Annotated in this window: 17 protein-coding genes; 6 read left to right on the top strand and 11 right to left on the bottom strand. The window is 70.1% G+C overall.

All coding sequences use genetic code 11. The features are described 5' to 3' along the window. Positions 1–238 precede the first annotated feature (238 nt). Positions 239–1,156: a cyclase family protein gene (locus tag ACFYPM_RS21160; protein ID WP_387199475.1), complete on the top strand. Its 918-nt coding sequence runs from the start codon at positions 239–241 to the stop codon at positions 1,154–1,156. Between the two features lie 186 nt (positions 1,157–1,342). On the opposite strand, the gene ACFYPM_RS21155 is transcribed toward ACFYPM_RS21160, so the two are convergent. The 4 genes from ACFYPM_RS21155 to ACFYPM_RS21140 all read right to left on the bottom strand — a co-directional run bounded on the left by ACFYPM_RS21155 (position 1,343) and on the right by ACFYPM_RS21140 (position 4,294). Further along, positions 1,343–2,458 carry a Gfo/Idh/MocA family protein gene (locus tag ACFYPM_RS21155; RefSeq protein ID WP_387199472.1) on the bottom strand — a complete coding sequence of 372 codons (1,116 nt, stop codon included), beginning with the start codon at positions 2,456–2,458 and terminating at the stop codon, positions 1,343–1,345. Beyond that, complete coding sequence (locus tag ACFYPM_RS21150) at positions 2,428–3,138, bottom strand: ThuA domain-containing protein (protein WP_387199469.1); 711 nt, start codon at positions 3,136–3,138, stop codon at positions 2,428–2,430. Before ACFYPM_RS21150 ends, ACFYPM_RS21155 begins: the two co-directional genes overlap by 31 nt. A 171-nt stretch (positions 3,139–3,309) precedes the next feature. After that, a complete protein-coding gene (locus ACFYPM_RS21145; protein ID WP_387199466.1) occupies positions 3,310–3,996 on the bottom strand; it encodes a class I SAM-dependent methyltransferase in 687 nt (228 codons plus the stop codon). 4 nt (positions 3,997–4,000) lie between these two features. Continuing rightward, positions 4,001–4,294, bottom strand: coding sequence for a hypothetical protein (locus tag ACFYPM_RS21140; RefSeq protein ID WP_387199463.1), 294 nt, complete (start codon positions 4,292–4,294; stop codon positions 4,001–4,003). Positions 4,295–4,354: 60 nt separating this feature from the next. Here ACFYPM_RS21140 and ACFYPM_RS21135 point away from each other — a divergent pair, with 60 nt between their 5' ends. Further along, positions 4,355–4,984 (top strand): TetR/AcrR family transcriptional regulator, encoded by a 630-nt coding sequence (locus tag ACFYPM_RS21135; protein ID WP_387199460.1) that lies wholly within the window; start codon positions 4,355–4,357, stop codon positions 4,982–4,984. Between the two features lie 27 nt (positions 4,985–5,011). Here the strand turns inward: ACFYPM_RS21135 and ACFYPM_RS21130 are convergent, their stop codons facing one another. Further along, positions 5,012–6,604 carry a mucoidy inhibitor MuiA family protein gene (locus ACFYPM_RS21130; RefSeq protein ID WP_387199457.1) on the bottom strand — a complete coding sequence of 531 codons (1,593 nt, stop codon included), beginning with the start codon at positions 6,602–6,604 and terminating at the stop codon, positions 5,012–5,014. A gap of 101 nt (positions 6,605–6,705) precedes the next feature. Between ACFYPM_RS21130 and ACFYPM_RS21125 the strand changes: the two genes are divergently transcribed. Then, the gene (locus tag ACFYPM_RS21125) at positions 6,706–7,017 is read left to right on the top strand and encodes a hypothetical protein (protein ID WP_387199454.1); all 312 of its coding nucleotides are present in this window, start codon (positions 6,706–6,708) and stop codon (positions 7,015–7,017) included. A gap of 84 nt (positions 7,018–7,101) precedes the next feature. Here ACFYPM_RS21125 and ACFYPM_RS21120 read toward each other — a convergent pair whose 3' ends face one another. Genes ACFYPM_RS21120 through ACFYPM_RS21110 form a run of 3 tightly spaced genes read right to left on the bottom strand, consistent with a single transcriptional unit; the run spans position 7,102 to position 11,653 of the window. Further along, positions 7,102–8,595, bottom strand: coding sequence for an RICIN domain-containing protein (locus ACFYPM_RS21120; protein ID WP_387199451.1), 1,494 nt, complete (start codon positions 8,593–8,595; stop codon positions 7,102–7,104). 52 nt (positions 8,596–8,647) lie between these two features. Beyond that, a complete protein-coding gene (locus tag ACFYPM_RS21115; RefSeq protein ID WP_387199448.1) occupies positions 8,648–10,087 on the bottom strand; it encodes a glycoside hydrolase family 43 protein in 1,440 nt (479 codons plus the stop codon). 36 nt (positions 10,088–10,123) lie between these two features. Further along, complete coding sequence (locus ACFYPM_RS21110; protein WP_387199445.1) at positions 10,124–11,653, bottom strand: family 43 glycosylhydrolase; 1,530 nt, start codon at positions 11,651–11,653, stop codon at positions 10,124–10,126. 264 nt (positions 11,654–11,917) lie between these two features. Here ACFYPM_RS21110 and ACFYPM_RS21105 point away from each other — a divergent pair, with 264 nt between their 5' ends. The 3 genes from ACFYPM_RS21105 to ACFYPM_RS21095 all read left to right on the top strand — a co-directional run bounded on the left by ACFYPM_RS21105 (position 11,918) and on the right by ACFYPM_RS21095 (position 15,101). After that, complete coding sequence (locus tag ACFYPM_RS21105; RefSeq protein ID WP_387199442.1) at positions 11,918–12,400, top strand: hypothetical protein; 483 nt, start codon at positions 11,918–11,920, stop codon at positions 12,398–12,400. A 173-nt stretch (positions 12,401–12,573) separates the two neighbouring features. Further along, positions 12,574–12,906, top strand: a complete 333-nt coding sequence (locus ACFYPM_RS21100; RefSeq protein WP_387199439.1) for a hypothetical protein — start codon at positions 12,574–12,576, stop codon at positions 12,904–12,906. Between the two features lie 134 nt (positions 12,907–13,040). Continuing rightward, complete coding sequence (locus tag ACFYPM_RS21095; RefSeq protein WP_387199436.1) at positions 13,041–15,101, top strand: tetratricopeptide repeat protein; 2,061 nt, start codon at positions 13,041–13,043, stop codon at positions 15,099–15,101. Positions 15,102–15,211: 110 nt separating this feature from the next. Here ACFYPM_RS21095 and ACFYPM_RS21090 read toward each other — a convergent pair whose 3' ends face one another. The 3 genes from ACFYPM_RS21090 to ACFYPM_RS21080 all read right to left on the bottom strand — a co-directional run bounded on the left by ACFYPM_RS21090 (position 15,212) and on the right by ACFYPM_RS21080 (position 17,855). Then, a complete protein-coding gene (locus ACFYPM_RS21090; protein WP_387199433.1) occupies positions 15,212–16,087 on the bottom strand; it encodes an endonuclease/exonuclease/phosphatase family protein in 876 nt (291 codons plus the stop codon). Between the two features lie 181 nt (positions 16,088–16,268). Next, a complete protein-coding gene (locus ACFYPM_RS21085; RefSeq protein WP_387199430.1) occupies positions 16,269–16,814 on the bottom strand; it encodes a hypothetical protein in 546 nt (181 codons plus the stop codon). A gap of 126 nt (positions 16,815–16,940) precedes the next feature. Then, a complete protein-coding gene (locus tag ACFYPM_RS21080) occupies positions 16,941–17,855 on the bottom strand; it encodes a phosphotransferase (protein ID WP_387199428.1) in 915 nt (304 codons plus the stop codon). Between the last annotated feature and the right edge of the window lie 186 nt (positions 17,856–18,041).

The following is an 18,041-nucleotide window of genomic DNA, read 5'->3' as shown; positions in this document are numbered from 1 at the left end:
GGGATGTACGACGGCTGACAGCCAACTCCTGTGGACGGACACCGACACGTCACCCGAGGGTTCCCACGGTGACATCGAGGTGAAGAATCAGTGCCGCGCACCCGTCGCGAAGCTGGTCACAGGTCGTCCCGGACCTCGATCCGGCGGCGCGATAGCCTGACCGCGGTGCCCAGCGGAGCCGGACCGGAGGAGTCGACGCGGGAATGACGGCAGAGCGACAGATGCCCTCCCAGGACGAGTGCTCGGCTATTTCGACACGCTGTCGAACTGGGGACGGTGGGGCGACGACGACGAACGCGGCACACTGAACCACATCACCGACGACGTCCGGCTGTCGGCGGCGCGGGCCGTGCGCCACGGCAGGAGCGTGTCCTGCGCGTGGGAGGTCGCCGCACCGGCGGACATGGAGCGGTCCACGACGACGTGCCCGTGCGCCGCCGACATGCCGGGCGCCGAGCACATGCCGCCCCACTTCCACGGCGACCGGAGCTGGGGTTTCTCGTCCGAGCGGCTCGGTATCACGTTTCACGGCAACACCCTCACCCACGTCGACTCGCCGTGCCACCTGTTCTGGGACGGCACGATGTACAACGGGCGGTCGCACTCGTTGGTCCACGCCGAGACGGGATCGGCGTGGGCCGCCGTGACGGCGGCAGCCAACGGGATCATCACCCGGGGTGTCCTGCTGGACGTCGCCCGAGCCCGCGATGTGCCCTGGCTGGAGCCGGGGCAGGGTGTCTTCCCCGAGGATCTCGAGGAGGCCGAACGTCGCCAGGGCGTACGGGTGCTCCCCGGCGACGCGGTGCTCCTGCGCACCGGCTGTGGCCGCTTCCGGCACGAGGTCGGTGTGGCCAGCGGTTTCACGCAGGCCGGCTGGCACGCGTCCTGCCTGCCGTGGCTCCAGGAACGGCAGGTCGCGCTGATCGGCGCGGACAGCCCCCAGGACGTGCAACCGTCGGGGTACGAGGCGGTGTTGATGCCGGTCCACGCCGTCGGTCTCGTCGCGATGGGTCTGTGGCTTCTCGACAACTGCGACCTGGAGGCGTGCGCGACGACGGCTGCCGAGCTGGACCAATGGGACTTCCAGCTCGCGGTCGCGCCGGTCCGCTTCGCCGGCACGTCCGGCAGCCTGGTCAACCCGATCGCCACCTTCTGACCACGCGTCGCGCGGTGGCCCGCCCGATCTCGCGCTACACACCCAGGCGTCGCAGGCGGATCGTCACCGACTCCGCGTCGGCAGCGCACCTCCGAATGGCGAGCCACGGTGAACGAACCGCTGGCTCAGCGGATGCGCACGCCCTGCCCGCAACGAACCGGTACCGCTGCGCGCATGGACGTCTGTCTACGAGGCTGTGTGGTGCCCCTTCCACTCCTCGGCCGGGGTGAGCGGGACCGGCGTGGGCCGCCGCACCCCGGTCGTCAGCTCGATCCGACGGCCTTCGGCTGCCGACTGGAGCAGGGTGGTCATCGTTTCGAGTACGTGCAGCGCGATGTCCCCGCCGGCACGCGGCGGGCGCTGGGCGTCGGCCCTGACGAAGTCGAGCAGACCGATGCCTCGGGCACCTGCGGCGTAACCGGCCCGTGGTTCGAGGACGCGCCATTCGGTGCCGCCGAGCGCGAAGAGGCGGACCTCGCCGTCGAAGTAGTTCGGGTCGGGTACGGCGAGCGTGCCGGTCTCCCCTCGTACCTCGATCGGTGCGGCGGCCGTCGCGACCCCGTCGAAGCTTGTGGTGATGGTGGAGAGAGCGCCGTTGGCGTGTTCGAGCACGCCTGTGACGTGGGTGTCCACCTCCACCGGGATTCGCTGACCGGTCCGTGGACCCGAGCCGATGACGCGCTCGGCGCGTAGGCGGCTGGCGGCTCCGACCACCGCGCGCACCGGTCCGAGCAGGTGGATGAGCGCCGAGAGGTAGTACGGACCCATGTCCAGCAACGGTCCGCCGCCCGGGGCGTAGTAGAAGTCGGGGTGGGGATGCCAGCGCTCGTGCCCCGCGGTGACCATGACGGCCGACGCGGACATCGGGCGTCCGATGAGTCCGTCGTCGATCGCCGCCCGCGCCGTCTGCGTGCCCGTGCCCAGGACGGTGTCCGGCGCGCACCCGACCCGCACGCCGGCCGACGCGGCCCGGTCGATGATCGTGCGGCCGTCCGGGAACGTCACGGCGAGCGGCTTCTCGACGTAGACGTTCTTGCCGGCGTCGATCGCGCCCAGCGAGATGTCGGCGTGCGCCGCGGGGATCGTCAGGTTGAGCACCGTTCGCACGTCCGGGCGGGCGAGCAGTTGTTCGACGCTCATCGCCTCGGCCCCGGGGATCGTGGCGGCCACCGCGGCCGACCGGGAGGCGTCGAGGTCGGCGAGCGCGGCGATCCGCACCGCGGGGTGGTGGGCGAGGGTGTCCAGGTAGGCGCGGGAGATGACCCCGAGACCTACGATGCCGACGCCGTGCGGGTCGCCCACACCATCCCCCTCTCGATGACGGTACGCACGCTCGCGTGCTTCAACACGTCCAGGCTGTGTCCCGGGGTCGTCACGACAATGCGCCCGGCACCCCAGCGCCGGGTCCAGATCGCCGGGGAGGTGACCGGTCGGTGCCACGGATGCCATGCCTGCGTGGGGTGGGTCGTGACGGCCAGGACGTCGATCAGGTCGTCGTGCAGCACCCAGTACTGTTCGGTGAACAGGTCGAAGTCCTCGACACCCGCGGTGATCGGATGCTCCCGGCCGAGGTCGGTGACGCGCACCGTGTGCGGCAGAAAGTTGTCCTCCGCGCCACCCTGCCGTTCGCACGGCTCCTTGCCCGGATGCGTCGCGAACTGGCCGCCCACCAGGTGCAGGTATTCCGAGGACGCGCGGAACGAGTCCACGATGCCGCCGTGCCAGCCGGTGAGACCCGTACCGGCGCTGACCGCCGCGCTCAGGCCCGTCGCTTCGGCCGAGGTGAGCTGCGACATCGTCATGCACTGTACGACGAGGTCGGTGTCGGCCATCTCGGCGGCATCGGCGTAGATCTCCGTCGACTCCTCGACCCGTACGGCATAGCCGCTGCGGTCGAGGAACGGGATGAACAGGTCGGTCGCCTCGACCGGCTGGTGCCCCTCCCAACCGCCCCGAACCACAAGTGCTCTGCGCTGCGCCACCCTCGCTCCCTCCCACGGTCCGCCGCCACCGGGCTGGCCGGTCCCGACCCCGGCGACGTACCGCCGATACCCGTGCTTGTCGGGCACCGAAACCGTACTCCTGGTGGAGTGTACGGATCGACAGGTGACGAACCGTCCTACCGCGACGGTGCAGGCGAGGGCCTGCCGTGGTCAGCCCAGGGCGGCGGCCGGCCTGGTCGCGACGTAGTGGATGCCCGTGGCCCGGATCCCGTCGGCGTTGATGGCCGCCTGTTCGTCGGCTTCGCTGACGGGGTGCAGGTCGGGGAAGAAGTACGGTGCGTGGGTGAGCAGCGTGGTGTGGAAGCGGGCCTGGAGCGCCTGGCAGATCGCGTCGCCGCGGTGCAGGCCCTCTCGCCCGGCCCAGCCTTCCAGGTAGTCGTCCCAGGGTTGCCCGGAGGCGAGCCACTGCTCGTGGTGGCTGTGCAGCCAGCCGCGCTCGCCGCTGTCGGGCAGCCGGTCGAAGCTCCAGCGCGCGGTCGCCTCGTCGAACCTCTCGTAGGCCCACTCGACGACGATGAGTACGCCGCCCGGCGTGAGCGCCGCGGCGGCCCGACCCAGGACCTCGTCCATGTCGGTGACGTGGTGCAGCGAGGTGCAGGCGACGATCACGTCGACCGGCTCGCTCGGCTGGTGCCTCTCGAATTCCGTCTGGTGGTATCCGGGTCCGGTCGGTGCCACCGGGTCCACGCCCGCGGCGTCGAAACCGTGCTCCCGCATCGCGGGGACGAAGCCACCTTCCGGGCCGCATCCGATCTCCAGCACACGGGCTGGTGTCGGTGGCAGGTGGGCGCGGACGAACGCCCAGCGGGCATCGAGCCACCGCTGCTTGGCGGTCACCGGGTCAGCCGTCCTCGGCGACCAGCTCGCCCTGTTCCGCGGTGACATCGCGGGCGACGGCGAAGGCGGCGGCGGCCTCGGGCAGGTGCGGCGCGCCGGCCAGGGCCGCGCTCAGGATCTCCGGCGAGTCCCACCGCCACATGTCCACCCAGGTCTGCTCATCGACGCGGATCAGCCTGGTCTCGGTCGGGCCGCCGTACTGCGATCTGATCGCCGCGATGAGTTGGCCGCGCCGTTCCAGCACGAGGTCGGCGTCCGCGGCGTCGGCGGTGAACCGGGTGGTCCGGATGAGAGACATTGCTGCACCCCTTCGATAGAGCTTGTTATTAGAGTTAAACTCTAGTGATACAGTGCAGTCATGCCACTGGTCAAGAGTTCCGGCAAGAAGGGCGAGAAGTCCCGGCAGACCCGGCGACGCATCCTGCAGGCTGCGTACGAGATGTTCGTCGATCAGGGCTACGGGGCCACCACGCTCCAGGGCATCGCGGAGCGGGCCGGTGTCGCCGTGCAGACCATCTACTTCGCGTTCGGCAACAAGCCGTCGCTGCTCAAGGAGCTGGTCGACGTCACCATCGCCGGTGACGACGAGCCGATTCCCACGATGCAACGGGCCTGGTTCCGCGACGCTCTGGCGGCTGACACCGCCGAGGCGCAGTTGCGGGCACATGTGAGCGGCACCTGCGAGGTGCTTCAGCGGGTGGCACCGATCATGGATGTGCTGCGCGCTGCCGGAGCACAGGACCCAAGCCTGGCCGGGATGTGGCAGCAGGACACCGATCCGCGCCTCGAAGTCCAAACCGCAGCCGCGCGCAGCCTCATCGCCAAGCCCGGCGCCACGGCAGACCTGACCGTCGAACACGCCGCCGACCTGCTCTACGGCCTGCTAAGCCCACAGCTGTACCTGCTGTTCATCCGCGACCGAGGCTGGACCCCAGACCGCTGGGAGCAGTGGGTGTACGACACCCTGCACATGCAGCTCTGCCGTTAGCGCGGCAGCGGAGGCACCACGCGGCGCCTACTCCCGCCAGCCGGTCAGCTCCACGCCCTTGGCCAGCTCCACCCGGAAGCCGATGGTGATCTCAGCACTGTCGCCCGGCGCGAGCGACAGCCGCCAGGCCAACTCCCCCAGCTCCGTACGCTCCGCCGGCGGCGGCACCAGGTTCGTCTCCCGCACCACCACCGCCTCGTCGCGGGACACCGGCAACTGGTCGCGCACCTCGACCGTCGCCGTCCGCGGTGTGTGGTTGGCGACGGTGATCCGGTAGTCCACCTCCCGCCGCCGCGTCGACCCGAGCGTGGCCTTGGTCTCCGAGCGCCGGTGCAGCTTGCGCTCCACCCGCAGCCGGTCGTCGACCCCGAGCCCCAGCTCGATCTCCTCGCCCGGCGCCCAAATCGGCAGCGGGGTGGCCGAGACGAAATCGGCGCCGTGGAACACCGCCGCCGCACCGGGCAGCATCGTGTGCTCGGAGGTGTTGCGTACCGTGGCCCGCAGGTGCGCCTCGGCGACGCGGACCGGCACGGTCACGTGGTCCAGCCGGGCGGGCATGTCCAGCACGGCGATGGTGGCCCGGTGCGCGCTGCCGTCGGCCGGCACCGCTGCCGGCCGGGCCGGCCGATAGGTGGCCGCGCTGACGCCCTGCTCGACCTGGGCGACGCTCTCCTTGATGCGGGGCGGGAGCGCCCCGGGCCGGCCCGGCGCCCCGCCCGGAGCGGAGGCCGGCGCCCCGCCCGGTGCCGGGGGCGGCATCCCGACCGGCATGGCCGCCGCCACGGGCCGGACTGGCGCCGGCCGGAGCCGGTCGAGATACCAGGGCGACAGCTCGGGTACGACTGTCGTCGCGGCCGGCCGGGCGGTCGAGAGCTGCAGCTCGCACTCCGGCCAGTCCTCTCCGGTGTTCTGGCTGACCAGCCCGAACCAGGTGACGGTCACGGTGTCCTCGACCAGCCGCAGGTCATAGGAGGGCCGCCACACCGCACCGTCGACCAGGTAGGTCAGCTCCAACTCCACCTCCGCGTCGTCGGCCGTCACCAGGACCGTCACCTCGGCGGCCAACCGGTCCGGCCTCCGCTTGCCGCGCGCGCCGTTCAGGTCGCGCTCGACCGCGGCCACCTCCGCGGCCAGGTCGGTGCGCCGCCGGGACAGCCCGCGCCGCCGGCCGCGTGACTCGGCGAGCTGACCGGCCACCGAGTCGGTGAAGGCCGCCACGTCGGTCGGCGCCGCGTCGCCGGAGGCCAACGCCCGGGCGTACGTGCCACCGGCGCGCTCGGCCAACCGGACGAGGAACTCCCCGCGCTGCTCCTCGATGCCGGCCGCGTCCTCGACCTCGGCCAACTCCTCGCTCAGCTCGCGGTGTCGCTGTTCGAGGGCGACGATCTGCGCGTCGGCGCTGCGCGCCTGCCGCCAGGTGGTCAGATCCACACCGAGCACCGTGGCCGCGCCCCGACCACCGACCCGAATGGAGTCGCGCCGCAGGCCGAGTGGGAGTGGCGCGACGCGTACACGGTGCTCTCCGGCGGTCAGCCGATGGCTGCCCCGACGGGTGACCCGGGCCCGGTCGGGGTAGACGGTGACGCCGACGATGGGTGCGTCGATCTCGGTGCTTTCCACGTCGCGAGGGTAGTCCACGCGTACCGCGCCGGCGCTCCCTCGCAGCACCGACAGCGCTAGCGGCCGACCTCTAGGCTGCCGTTGTACTCAAGGACGATCGGATGGCGGCGGCCCGCATCGATCGGCCGGTGACCGACCCGGGCGCTGCCGGCGACCCGGCGGTGTGTCGGGCGGTGCGGGCCACCGACACGGGCCTGAATGGACGTGCCGCGCGGCTGCTGAGCAGTGCGCCGACCGACGACGCGGGATGGCCGGCCGACCTGCCAGCCGGTGTGACGGAAGTGGTCATCGTCGAGGACACTCCGAGCCCGACAGCCACCCTGAAGGTGCAGACCAGCGGGGACGCCACGCCGAATTACGCGCGGATCAGGTTCGACCAGCTCGCCGTACGCGCCGCACCCGTGAAACGGTGACCGCGACGTCGGTGCGGCCCGTACACCTCGTGTCCCGGGGTGTACGGGCCGCACCGTGGGTTCGTGACTACGTCGGGCCGACCATCAGACGGCCGTGCGTGACCACTGCTGGTTGGCGCCGGTGTTGCACGTGTACTGCTTGAGGACCACGCCGTCGGCGGTCGACGCGGCCGGTACGTCCACGCACTTGTTGCTGTGTCGGGCCCGGAGCTGGAAGTAGCTGCCGTTGGTGACCATCTGGAACTGCTGGTTCGTGCCGCTGCCGCAGGTGTACTGGACGAGTTCGGCGCCGTCGGCGGTCGACGCGCTCACCACATCGAGGCACTTCCCGCTGTTACGGCTGACGATGCGCCAGTAGCCGCTGCCGGCGTCCTGGAACTGCCACTGCTGCCAGGCGTTGCCGCCGTACGTGTTCTGGGCGACCCGCGCGCCGTTGTCGGTGTTCGGTGCCTGGACGTTCATGGCCTTGCCGCTGTGCCGCACGTCGAGCCGGTAGAACGTGCCGGTCGACGGCGGAGGCGTCGTCGGGTCGCCGCCGCCGATGGTGTCGCCCCACGAGTACCGGATCCGATCCGCGCCGGAGGTGTTGCGGACGGTCAGGTTCAGGTCGGTGCCGCTGCCGGTGAGGGCGAACATCGAGTACCAGTCGTAGCCGATGGTGCCGGTCTTGCCGCCGAGGGCGGGCCAGTAGGTGCCGCCCATCTGGTTGTCCCGCATGACCTGGGCCATGGCCCGGATGTAACGCACGAAGTTGTCGGTGCTGCCCGCGTCGGCGTAGTTGCGACCGTCGTTCATGGGTCCGCCGAACTCGGTCGCGACCGCGCGGGAGGCGCAGTTGCCGAGGCGGGCCTGGATGTGGCTACGGAAGGCGTCGTAGGTCATCGCGCCGTAGAAGAAGGCGTAGTAGTGGAAGGACAGCAGCGTCGAGTTGAAGCGGCTGTCGTTGCAGATGTCGCGCAGGTCCTGGCTGAAGCCGGTGCCGCCGATCAGCACCCGGCCGGGCACCGCCGAGGTGTGGTAGCTGAGCCAGTTCGCGGCGACGTTGCGCCACTCCGTCGAGCTGTAACCGTGCGGCTCGTTCATCGGCTCGAAGTAGACGTTGGTGTTCGAGCCGTACGTGTTGGTCACCGTGGACCACATGGTGTTCCACGCGGCGAGATTCGTGATTCTGCCGCCGGAGGCGGCGCCGTCCTCCCAATAGGCGAGGATGACCTTGAACCCGCGGGCGGTGGCGGCGTCGATGGCGCCCCGGTAGGCCTCCCACCAGGCAGTACCCACCGTGTGGGTGTTGATGGGCAGCCGGATGGTGTTGACCCCCATGGTGGACGCCATGTCGTCGTAGAGGGCGTTGGCCTTCGCCCGTACGGTCGCGTTGCTGTCGGACATGCTCAGACCCTGCACGACGAGCGGGCTGGTCTTGAAGTTGTCACCCAACATGGCCCAGTTCATGCCGCGGAACTGGTTGGTGGCGGCGGCAGCGGGTGACGACGCGACGACGACCACGCCGCCGACCATCGCCGTCACGGCGGCCACCAGGGCGATCATCGTCCGGCGCAACGACCGGCTGATCCGTTCCATGCGATGTCCAATCACTAGATCCTGCCGTTCCGGGTTCGAAGGTGCAGAGAGTTCAGCTGGTCACGCGGAAGGTCGCGTCGGCACGGCCCTGCGCATCGGTGACCGGATCGAGCCGGAGCAGGTAGCTGTAGTGCCGGAGGTAGCGGTCCGGGTGGCTGTAGGACTGGAACGACGACCAGGAGGAGTTGGCCAGACCGGCGACCTGCCGGAAGGTGGCGTCGGCGGCGAAGGTGGCGGTGCCGTCGTTGGCTTCCAGTCGGAAGTCGAACCCGTAGTGGCGCAGGTAGTGGCCCGGGTAGTTGACCGACTGGATGGAGACCGTGCCGGAGCCGGCCAGGCCGGGCACCAGTCGCCACTGGCCGTCCTGGGCCGGGCTGACGTTCGGGTCGATGCGGACGTCGTAGTCGTAGTGCCGCACGTACCGGTCCTGGAAGTTGTACGACTGGATCCGGTTGACGGCGCTGACGGGCCAGCGGGCGAGCACCCGGTTCTGTTCGGCGGCGGTCAGGTTGAGGATCGTGCCGTGCCGCTTCTTGGTGCCACCCATGGCGTACGAGCCGGACGCGGGCAGCCGGTAACTGCTCGGGCTCGACGGGTTGGTGGTCAGGACGGGCAGGTAGCCGCGCCCGGAGGAGTACTGGTCGAGGTAGAGCACCCACTCGTCGCGGTTGTTGTACTTCAGCCACATCGGGCCCTCGACCTGGGCGCCGGTCAACCCGATGCCGGACAGGTTCCCGAGGTTCGTCCAGGTGCCGAGGATGGAGTTGCTGCCCTCGATGGCGATCTGGCCGTCCCGGGAGGCCCGCACGTACCGGTAGGCGCCGATGCCGGCCGGCACCTCGACGATCTGGGTGTCGATGATCTCCTGGTTGCCGGGTCGGTTGATGTAGACCTGCGGCGTGGTGATGCTGCGGAAGTTCGTCGTGCGCGCGGCGTAGATGCGGTGCTTGGTCGCCCCGTTGAGTGGGACGTTCGTCGCCCAGTAGAGGACGTAGTCGCCGGTGTCCGGGTTCCAGATCGCCTCCGGCGCCCAGGCGTTGCGTCCGTCCGGGATCGCGCCGGCGACGTTCAGCAACCACGGCGCGGACCAGTTGACCAGATCGGTGGACTCCCACACGACGAGGTTGCGGCTGCCGTTGTTGATCGCGGCCGACCAGTCCTGACCACAGCCGATGCACAGGTCGGTTGCGATGATCCAGTACCTGTCGCCAGCGGGCGAGCGAACCAGGGCGGGGTCGCGGACGCCGCGGGTGCCGACTGTGGAACGCAGGACGAGCCCGCCGTTGTTGAGGTCGGTCCAGCGCAGGCCGTCGGTGCTGTGGGCGAGGTAGATCTGCTGGGCGGTCGACGACTCGCCGGTGAAGTGCGCCATCAGGTAACCAACGGTCGGGTCGAGTGCGGACGCCTCCTTCGGTGTCGCCGCCGACCAGGTGGTGAACAGCAGGCACGCGGCCACCGCGACCGCGCCGAGCCGCGCGAGGACTCTCGACATCTGTCTATCTCCTTCGCGGAGGGGCATCCGGATCGGCTAGAGGGTCGGTACGACGGGACGGATGGTGCCGTCGGCGTTGAATTCCATCCGGTCGATGGCGGTTTCCCGGTTGGTGCCGTTGCCGGCCGGCACGGCGAACCGGTGGTAGGCGATGTACCAGGTGTCGCCGCCGGGCGCCCGGACCACTGAGTGGTGGCCGGTGCCCTTGATGCCGACGTCGAGCCGCTTCTGCAACACCACGCCGCGCCTGGTCCACGGCCCGAGGGGCGACGGGCCGGTGGCGTACGCGACCCGGTAGTCCTCACTGCGCGTGTCGTTCTCCGACCACATGAAGTAGTACTGGCCGTTGCGCTTGAACACGAACGGCGCCTCGTTGTAGCCGGCGGGCGTGTTGACCCGTACCTGCGCGGCGTCGAAGGAGGTCATGTCGGTGTTCAGCCGCACGGCCCGCGCGACGCCCTGACCCCAGTACAGGTAGGACTGCCCGTCGTCGTCGGTGAACACCATCGGGTCGATCGCCTGCCCACCGGAGAACTGGTCGCTGCGGACGAGGGGCCGACCCAGCGCGTCGCGGAACGGCCCGGTGGGGCTGTCAGCCACGGCCACACCGAGGTGTTTGGCGGTGTTGCCGGTGGCCGCGCCGCCGCTGAAGTACAGGTAGTAGCGGCCGTTGGCGCTGGCCACCGCCGGCGCCCAGGCCGAGTTGTCCGCCCAGGACACGTCCGGGCCGTGGTCGAGGATCACGCCGTGGTCGGTCCAGTTGACCAGGTCGGTGGAGGAGAACGCCTTGTAGTAGGTGCCGGCCCAGCCCGCGTAGCCGTCGGTGGTCGGGTAGAGGTAGTAGCGACCGTTGAGGACGGCGAGGTGCGGGTCGGCGAAGAGGCCCGGGAGCACCGGTCCCCTGGTGGTCCTGGGCGCCCACGGCGCGACGAGACGGAAGGAACTGTCCGCCCGGAACGCGGCCGTGTCCTGGTAGGCGTCGAGCCAGAGTGCGAAGTCACGGTGCCGGATCCGCCGGGTCGGATAGTTGTACGAGGCGAGCGCCACCGAGCCGGAGACCGAGCCGTCGACCGCGCAGAAGGTGGCGTCGGCCCGGAACCCCGCGTCACCGGCGTTGCTGTCGATTCGCAGCCGGTAGTCGCGATGCCGCAGGAACATGCCCGTCTTGGTCTGGAACGAGTAGCAGGCGGGCGATGCCAGACCGTTGACCACGGTGAAGGTGGCATCGAGCTTGACCTGGTTGGCGCTGCTGGAGGTCACCGGATCGAGCTGCCCGAGGTAGTCGATGTGCCGTACGTACCGTCCGGTCTGGTTGACCGCCTCCAGCGAGACGGCGCCGGTCGGCAGCGTGGCGGCCTGCGCCGGCCCGTCGGCGACCACCACGAGAGCGGCGGCGGCCACAGCGGAGAGGGCCAGGAACCGGAGGCGGACGTAGCCGTCGGCCCCGTAGCACAGCCGCCACCGGTGGTCGACCCTGCCGGCGTCGGCCCAGCGCGGGGTGGCCGCGCCGTCCGGTGCCGACGCAGGCCCGCTAATCGATGCCGCTGACGTTCGCCTGGGAATCACGGTGACGACTCCTCCTCCGGGCGGCCATCGATGTTAGCGTTAACAAGATCAAACCGTGCGTGGCGCGGGGTCTTCGTGGTTGTGCGCGGCAGGCGTCCAGCCGCACGGGACAACTCTGGTGCGCCACGCGGTACAGGCACAATGTTTTCTGCTCGTTAAGTTCGCGTTGCGGACCAGTGTTAGCGATCGCATCAACGGGTGTCAAGGATCGAAGATGCTCGCTCACCTTGATCGCGCCGCCAGGGCCGGCGCTATCGTTCTGGCATGGTGCTCACGTCAGCCGCTGCCATCGGCACCGCATTCCTCGCTGACGGGCCGGCCCACGGCGTCGACCTCAGCCTGTTCGGACAGTTCACCGGCTCCTGGGCGTTGGACTGCACGGAGTACGACCGCGACGGCCCCCCGACCGTTCGACGAGGCGAGTGGCACTTCGGGTACGCGCTGGGCGGCCGGGCCACCACCGATGTCTGGATCCTGCCCGGCGTCGAACACGGCGTCAGCGTGCGATTCCCCGATCCCGCCGCCGGCGCGGGGGTCTGGCGCTCGACGTGGGTGGGGCCGGGACGGCGGCGGACGCACACCTTCCTGGCCGCCCGCGTCGGCGAGCAGATCGTGCTCGACGGCGGCGATCTGCGCTGGACCTTCTCCGACATCGAGGCAGACGAGTTCCGCTGGCGCAACGAGGCACGACAGCCCGACGGTACGTGGCGAACCGAGCAGACGTTCCGGGTGTGGCGGCAGTCCTGACCCTCCGCACTCGGGGTCCGTCCCGCCGCAGGCTGGGGTCGCTGCACCGCCGCGCGCAGATTGGCGCGCGTTCGTAGACTGACCAGCAGCGACCAGCGACACTTATCGTTATGAGTGGAGGCAGGGTGCCTCGTGGGCGTAGGGGGCTGTGGGCGGGGCGCGTCACATTCGGCGTGATCGTTGCCGGGTTGGCGGCGTACCTGATCGTGGTGGGTCTGGACGAGGCGGACAAGCTGGCCAGTGCCGTGAGCGTGGTGGTGGCGCTCGTCGCACTGGCCGTGCCGTACCTGCTGCCTGCTGCCGGATCAGGGGGTGTGTCGATGGTGGAGCCGGACCGGGTCGAGGACACGGGAGTGGCCCGCGCGACCGGCGGCGGCCAGGCGAACACGGGAGCGGACGTGGTCGGTCCGGACCGTCCGACACAGGTCACGCGGTCAGGGGAAGCGACAGCTGATGGTCCCGGTTCCTCGGCCAACACCGGTGTTCAGCGCCGGTCACGACCGTGACCTCACCGCTCGATCCGGCGGCCACGGTCACCGAATCCGGTGCCGCGACGGCCAACCTGGCTGGTGTCGCCAACACCGGCGTCATCCACGGAGATGTCCGGCCTCAGTTCCACCAGCATCGCCACTATCCGCCCATGGCGGTGACGTGGCCGGTCCAGGTGGGCCAGCCGCCGGCGTTGGCCTCGGCGTTCCAACCCCGCCGGGGGGTACGGGAGAGGATCCAGGACGCGCGTGACCACGGGGCCGACGTGGTGTTGACCCAACACGACGTCCGGCCGGCCCGGACGCGTACGCGGGTCCTCGCCGGTGAGGGTGGGGTCGGCAAGTCGCAGCTTGCGGCGTGGTTCGCCCATCAGGCCCAGGAAGAGCGGACCGCGGATCTGGTGGTGTGGGTGCCCGCGGGCAGCCCCGAGCAGATCATCACCGGGTACGCGCGGGCCGCGTTGCGCGTCGGCGCACCGGGAGCCGACGGCACGGAACCGGCCGCCGACGCCACCGCCTTCTGCGAGTGGCTGCACACGACCGACCGGACCTGGCTGATCGTCCTGGACGACATCACGGACCCGGCCGACCTGGTCGGCTGGTGGCCGCCGCACCGACCGACCGGGTGGACGCTCGCAACGACCCGCCGCCGCGACGCGGCCCTGGCCACCGGCGGCCGGCAGAGCATCGACATCGACGTGTACAGCCCGAGCGAGTCGCTGGCGTACCTGACCGACCGGCTCACCGAAGCCGGCTGTCCCGGCCTGCTCGACGCGAGCGCTCGCGACCTGGCCGCCGCCGTCGGGCAGCTACCCCTGGCGCTGTCCCACGCCAGCGCCTACCTGATCGACCAGGCGGTCGGGTGCGCGGACTATCTGGCCCGCTACACCGCCGCCGCCCGGCTGGCCGAGGTGATGCCCGCCGGTAGCGACCCCGACGGCTACGGCCGGCCGGTGACGGTCACGCTCCTGCTCGCCCTGGACGCCGCCGACCGGGCCGACCCGGTCGGGCTGGCCCGCCCCACCCTGGCGCTGGCAGCGGTGCTAAGCCCCGACGGTCACCCCGACGAACTGTGGGCGACCGCCACCGTCACTCGCTACCTGTCCGACCAGGTCGACCGGCCCGTCACCGCCGAACAGGCCGGGATGGCCCTGCGGACGCTGCACCGTTACGGCCTGCTGACCCACACCCCCACCGACGGTCCCCGCGCGGTGCGGGTCCACGCGCTGACCGCCCGGGCCAGCCGGGAGGTCAGCACGGTCGACCCGGCAACGGTTGCCCACAGTGCTGCCGACGCGCTGCTGCACCTGTGGCCGGAACACGACCACGTCAGCACCGACCTGGCCGGTGCGCTACGAACCAACACCAGCATCCTGGCCGGCCTCACCGGTGACCTGTTGTGGCAGCCCGGCGGGCATCCGCTGTTGTGGCGGGCCGGCGAGAGCTTCCTGCGCCTAGGGCTGTACGCGCTCGCCGTCGACCACTGGCACCGCATGGTCGACGATGCGGTGCGGGTGCTGGGGGACGAACACCCGCACACCATCACCGTCCGCTCCAACCTGGCCACCTCCTACCGCCAGGCGGGCCGCACCGACGAGGCCATCACCATCGAGGAGAAGGTGCTCAACGACGCGGCGCGGGTACTCGGCGCCGAACACCCGGACGCGATCCTCGCCCGGGCCAACCTGGCCGCCTCCTACCGCCAGGCAGGCCGCACCGACGAGGCCATCACCATCGAGGAAGAGGTACTCAACGACGCCATGCGGGTGCTGGGCAACGAACACCCCCGCGGGATCCTCGCCCGGGCCAACCTGGCCGCCTCCTACCGCCAGGCAGGCCGCACCGACGAGGCCATCACCATCGAGGAAGAGCTGGTAGTCGACGCGGTGCGGGTGCTGGGCGACGAACACCCGGACACGATCGCCTCCCGCGTCAACCTGTCCGCCTCCTACTACCAGGCAGGCCGCACCGACGAGGCCACCACCATCATGGAAAGGGTGGTAGACGACGCCGCGCGGGTCCTGGGCAACGAACACCCGTATACGTTCGTCGCCCGGGCCAACCTGGCCGCCTGCTACCGCCAGGCAGGCCGCACCGACGAGGCCATCACGATCATGGAGAAGGTGGTAGCCGACTCGGCACGGGTACTGGGCGACCACCCGGACACCGTGACAGCGGTTCACGCGCTGCGGGCCTGGCGGGACGAGGCGTAGTTAGACAGCGCACGTGCGCCCGATGTCGGGGAGGTGTCCGCCCGAGCAGTCGTGGCGTCAGGCGGGTGTACGAGAAGGTCGGTTGCGTCGCTCGGCCGAAGCCGGACGCGTCAGTTCTGGATGGAGAACGTGGCGACGACACCGTTGTGGTCGGACCTGGTGGCACCGACGATGTCGTAACCCGTCATCCACATCAGCTGGTGCTCGGGTAGCCGCTTCCAGAAGTAGACGTAGTCGATGTGCCGACTGCCGTGTGTCCCGGTGCCCCTCTCGCCGTAGAGGTTGTAGATGGAGCGCAGATTCGGCAGCTCGTTGGCCTCGAAGACCTGCCACGGGAACTTCGCGTACCCGTAGCTCCGGTCGGCGCTGAAGTCGACGTTGAAGTCACCGCTCACGATGACCTGACCCTCGTCCTGCTTGTCCACCGCCAGGTCCTTGAGGCCTTGGAACTGCGCCTCGGCACACCTGGTGCGCGGCAGGTCCTCCGGTCGGCCAGCGCTCTCGATGCTGGCCACCGCGTGGGCGTTGATGTGGGTCACGGTGCGGCCACTGGCCGGGTGCCGGTATTTGACCCAGTTGTTGTATCGCGCGGGCGGCACCTCGCCCGGGCCGTTGGTGTCACAGACGAAGATCGACCCCTTGTCGAGTACGTCGAACATGCTCTTCCTGGCAATCAACGCCTCGCCAGCCTGGTTGGTCCCGCCCGGCGCGTACAACCACCAGCCGTTGTCGGCGGCCCAGCTCTCCAGGAACGCCTTGCGGGCACCGACCTCGTTGAGACCGACGAGGTCCGCCTCGGACGCGATCAGGTTCAGGTCGTGCACGAAGTCGGCCTGGCTCAGCCCGTAGTAGATGTTCAGCGTCGCCGCCCTGAAGCCCGCGCTCGCGGCGACCGCTGGGGTTGCCGGCAGCAGGACCGCCACCAGCGCGACCGCAACCGCGAGGGCGCCCAGTGCGCGGGCCTGCCAGTCCGTTGTCCTGCGCATCGATGTCCCCTCCGCACAAGCCGCCGTCGGTGGCGGCCAACGAACCCTATCGACCCAGGTCGACGCAGTACCGAACGTCCGGTAACGAAGGATCGACAGACCTGGGTCGATCGATGACCATGCTCCGCAGCGACGTCGAGTCGACCCGGCCGAGCGGGAAGTAGATCACCTCGTGCCGCGGTCAGTCATCCATGTCCTCGTTCTCGTCGTCGCCGGGCGTGGTCAGGCCCTGCTCGTCGAGGAAGCCCCACCACTCGTCGTTGTCGGAGCCGACCTCGCCGTACCCGGCCCCGAAGACGTAGTAGGCGAGGAACGAGTCGAGGTCCGGCGCGACATCGAGGAACGCCTCACGCATGAACCACTCGTCGGTGGTCTCCGCCGGCAGGTACCAGACCGCGCCGGTGTCGCGTCGGATCAGCAGCGGCTCGTCGCTCAGCGTGCCGAATACCAGCCACTCGCCCGGCTCGTCCGCGACGCCGGTGAACTCGGGCATCAGCTCGATGTAGTACTGGACGTCGCCGAGCAGGTCAGTTCCGCGAAGGTCGAACGAGCCGGCCCGGAGGCCGTTGGTGGTCTCCAACAGCTCCCGGACCGACTGCGGCAGATCTCTGGGAATCTGGTCGGCCGGAGCGCCGTCGTAGATCTCGGCCCACACCAGCGTCGCCGGCTGGTCCGCCTCCAGGTCGGTGCGCAGCTCCGCGATGAGCTCCCGCAGGTCGGGGTTCACGCCACTACCTCTGTTCGGATCGGCGCACCAGCGGGCAGCTTCTTGATCTGTTGCCAGCGGCGCCGGCCGACATCCCGGGTGTTCCACCGAGAGGGTAGTCAGATCCGGCGTCCGGCGTCCGGTCCGTCAGCGGGTTTCCTCAAACCAGGCGGCGACCAACTCCAGCGGGCGGCGGCGACCGGTGAACATGGTGACCGTGTTACGGAGGTCGTAGGTCTGGCGGGCATCCGTGGGCGTGGTTATGAGGCGGTTGAGCATCAGGGGGGCTAACCAGAAGTACTTCGCGGCGCCGGTGAGTTGGATGGCGCGGCGGACGGTGGCCGCGTCCACCGCGCCAGCGAGGCCGCGAAGGTAGCCGGTGGTGACCAGTTCGACGACCTCGTCGATCAGGACCAGGTCGACCAGGCCGTCGAAGAACGTGTCGAGGATGAGATTGGCGGCGTCCTCGCCGAGTGGACCGGGGCCGACGAAGCTCCAGTCCAGCAGCACCGGCCCCGAGTCGTCGACGATCAGGTTCGTCGGCCAGACGTCGTGGTGGCAGAGGGTGCGGGGCAGCTCATCCGTGGCCCGCAGCACGTCGTACCGGCGTAGCCAAAGCTCTCGAAGGCTGGTCCGGAGGTCGTGCGGCCAGGCGGAGGCCGCGGTGGGGTGGTCCCAGGGAATCGGTTCGGTGACGGGGCGGGTCGTGGTGTAGTCGCGCAGCCAGTCGCGGGACAACCATGGCTCGGTGGGGCGCCGGCCCAGCCAGAACGCGTGCCCAGCGCCGAGCCGCTCGGCGAAGTCGCCCAGCGCCGCGGGCGTTGCCGCAGTGCCGGGCACGCCGTCGACGTGCTCCAACCACAGCGCGACCGACCCGTCGGGCCGGTCCGTCCACTCCAGCAGGGCCGGAGCGCGGATGCCCGCTACCGAATAGGCAGTCTTCGCCAGTTGATCGCGGTAGGCCAGGGCTTCTCGCTGCCAGTAGTTCCAGTGGCCCTGGTCGGCGCTCGCCGCCCAGTGCGCGGGCACCCCGTTGCGGCCAGGCGGTGCCGCGATCTTCAAGATTGTTCTCCGGCCATCGCGGTTCACCCGCCAGATTCCACCGGTCGCCCCGTTCAGTGAGTTATGGGTCAGCAGCTCGGCCTCCGACTGCCGCCCTATGAGATCACCAGGCGGGTTCATCGGCCCATTCTAGGTACCGCTCTCAGTTGGACGCTGGGTTACCTGCAACGTCCGTGATTCTGGGGC

This window comes from Micromonospora sp. NPDC005203 (genome assembly GCF_042872705.1).
In the GTDB taxonomy this organism is placed as follows: domain Bacteria; phylum Actinomycetota; class Actinomycetes; order Mycobacteriales; family Micromonosporaceae; genus Micromonospora.
The sequence above is the reverse complement of the archived record's forward strand: the minus strand, read 5'-3'. Positions and strand labels throughout refer to the sequence as shown.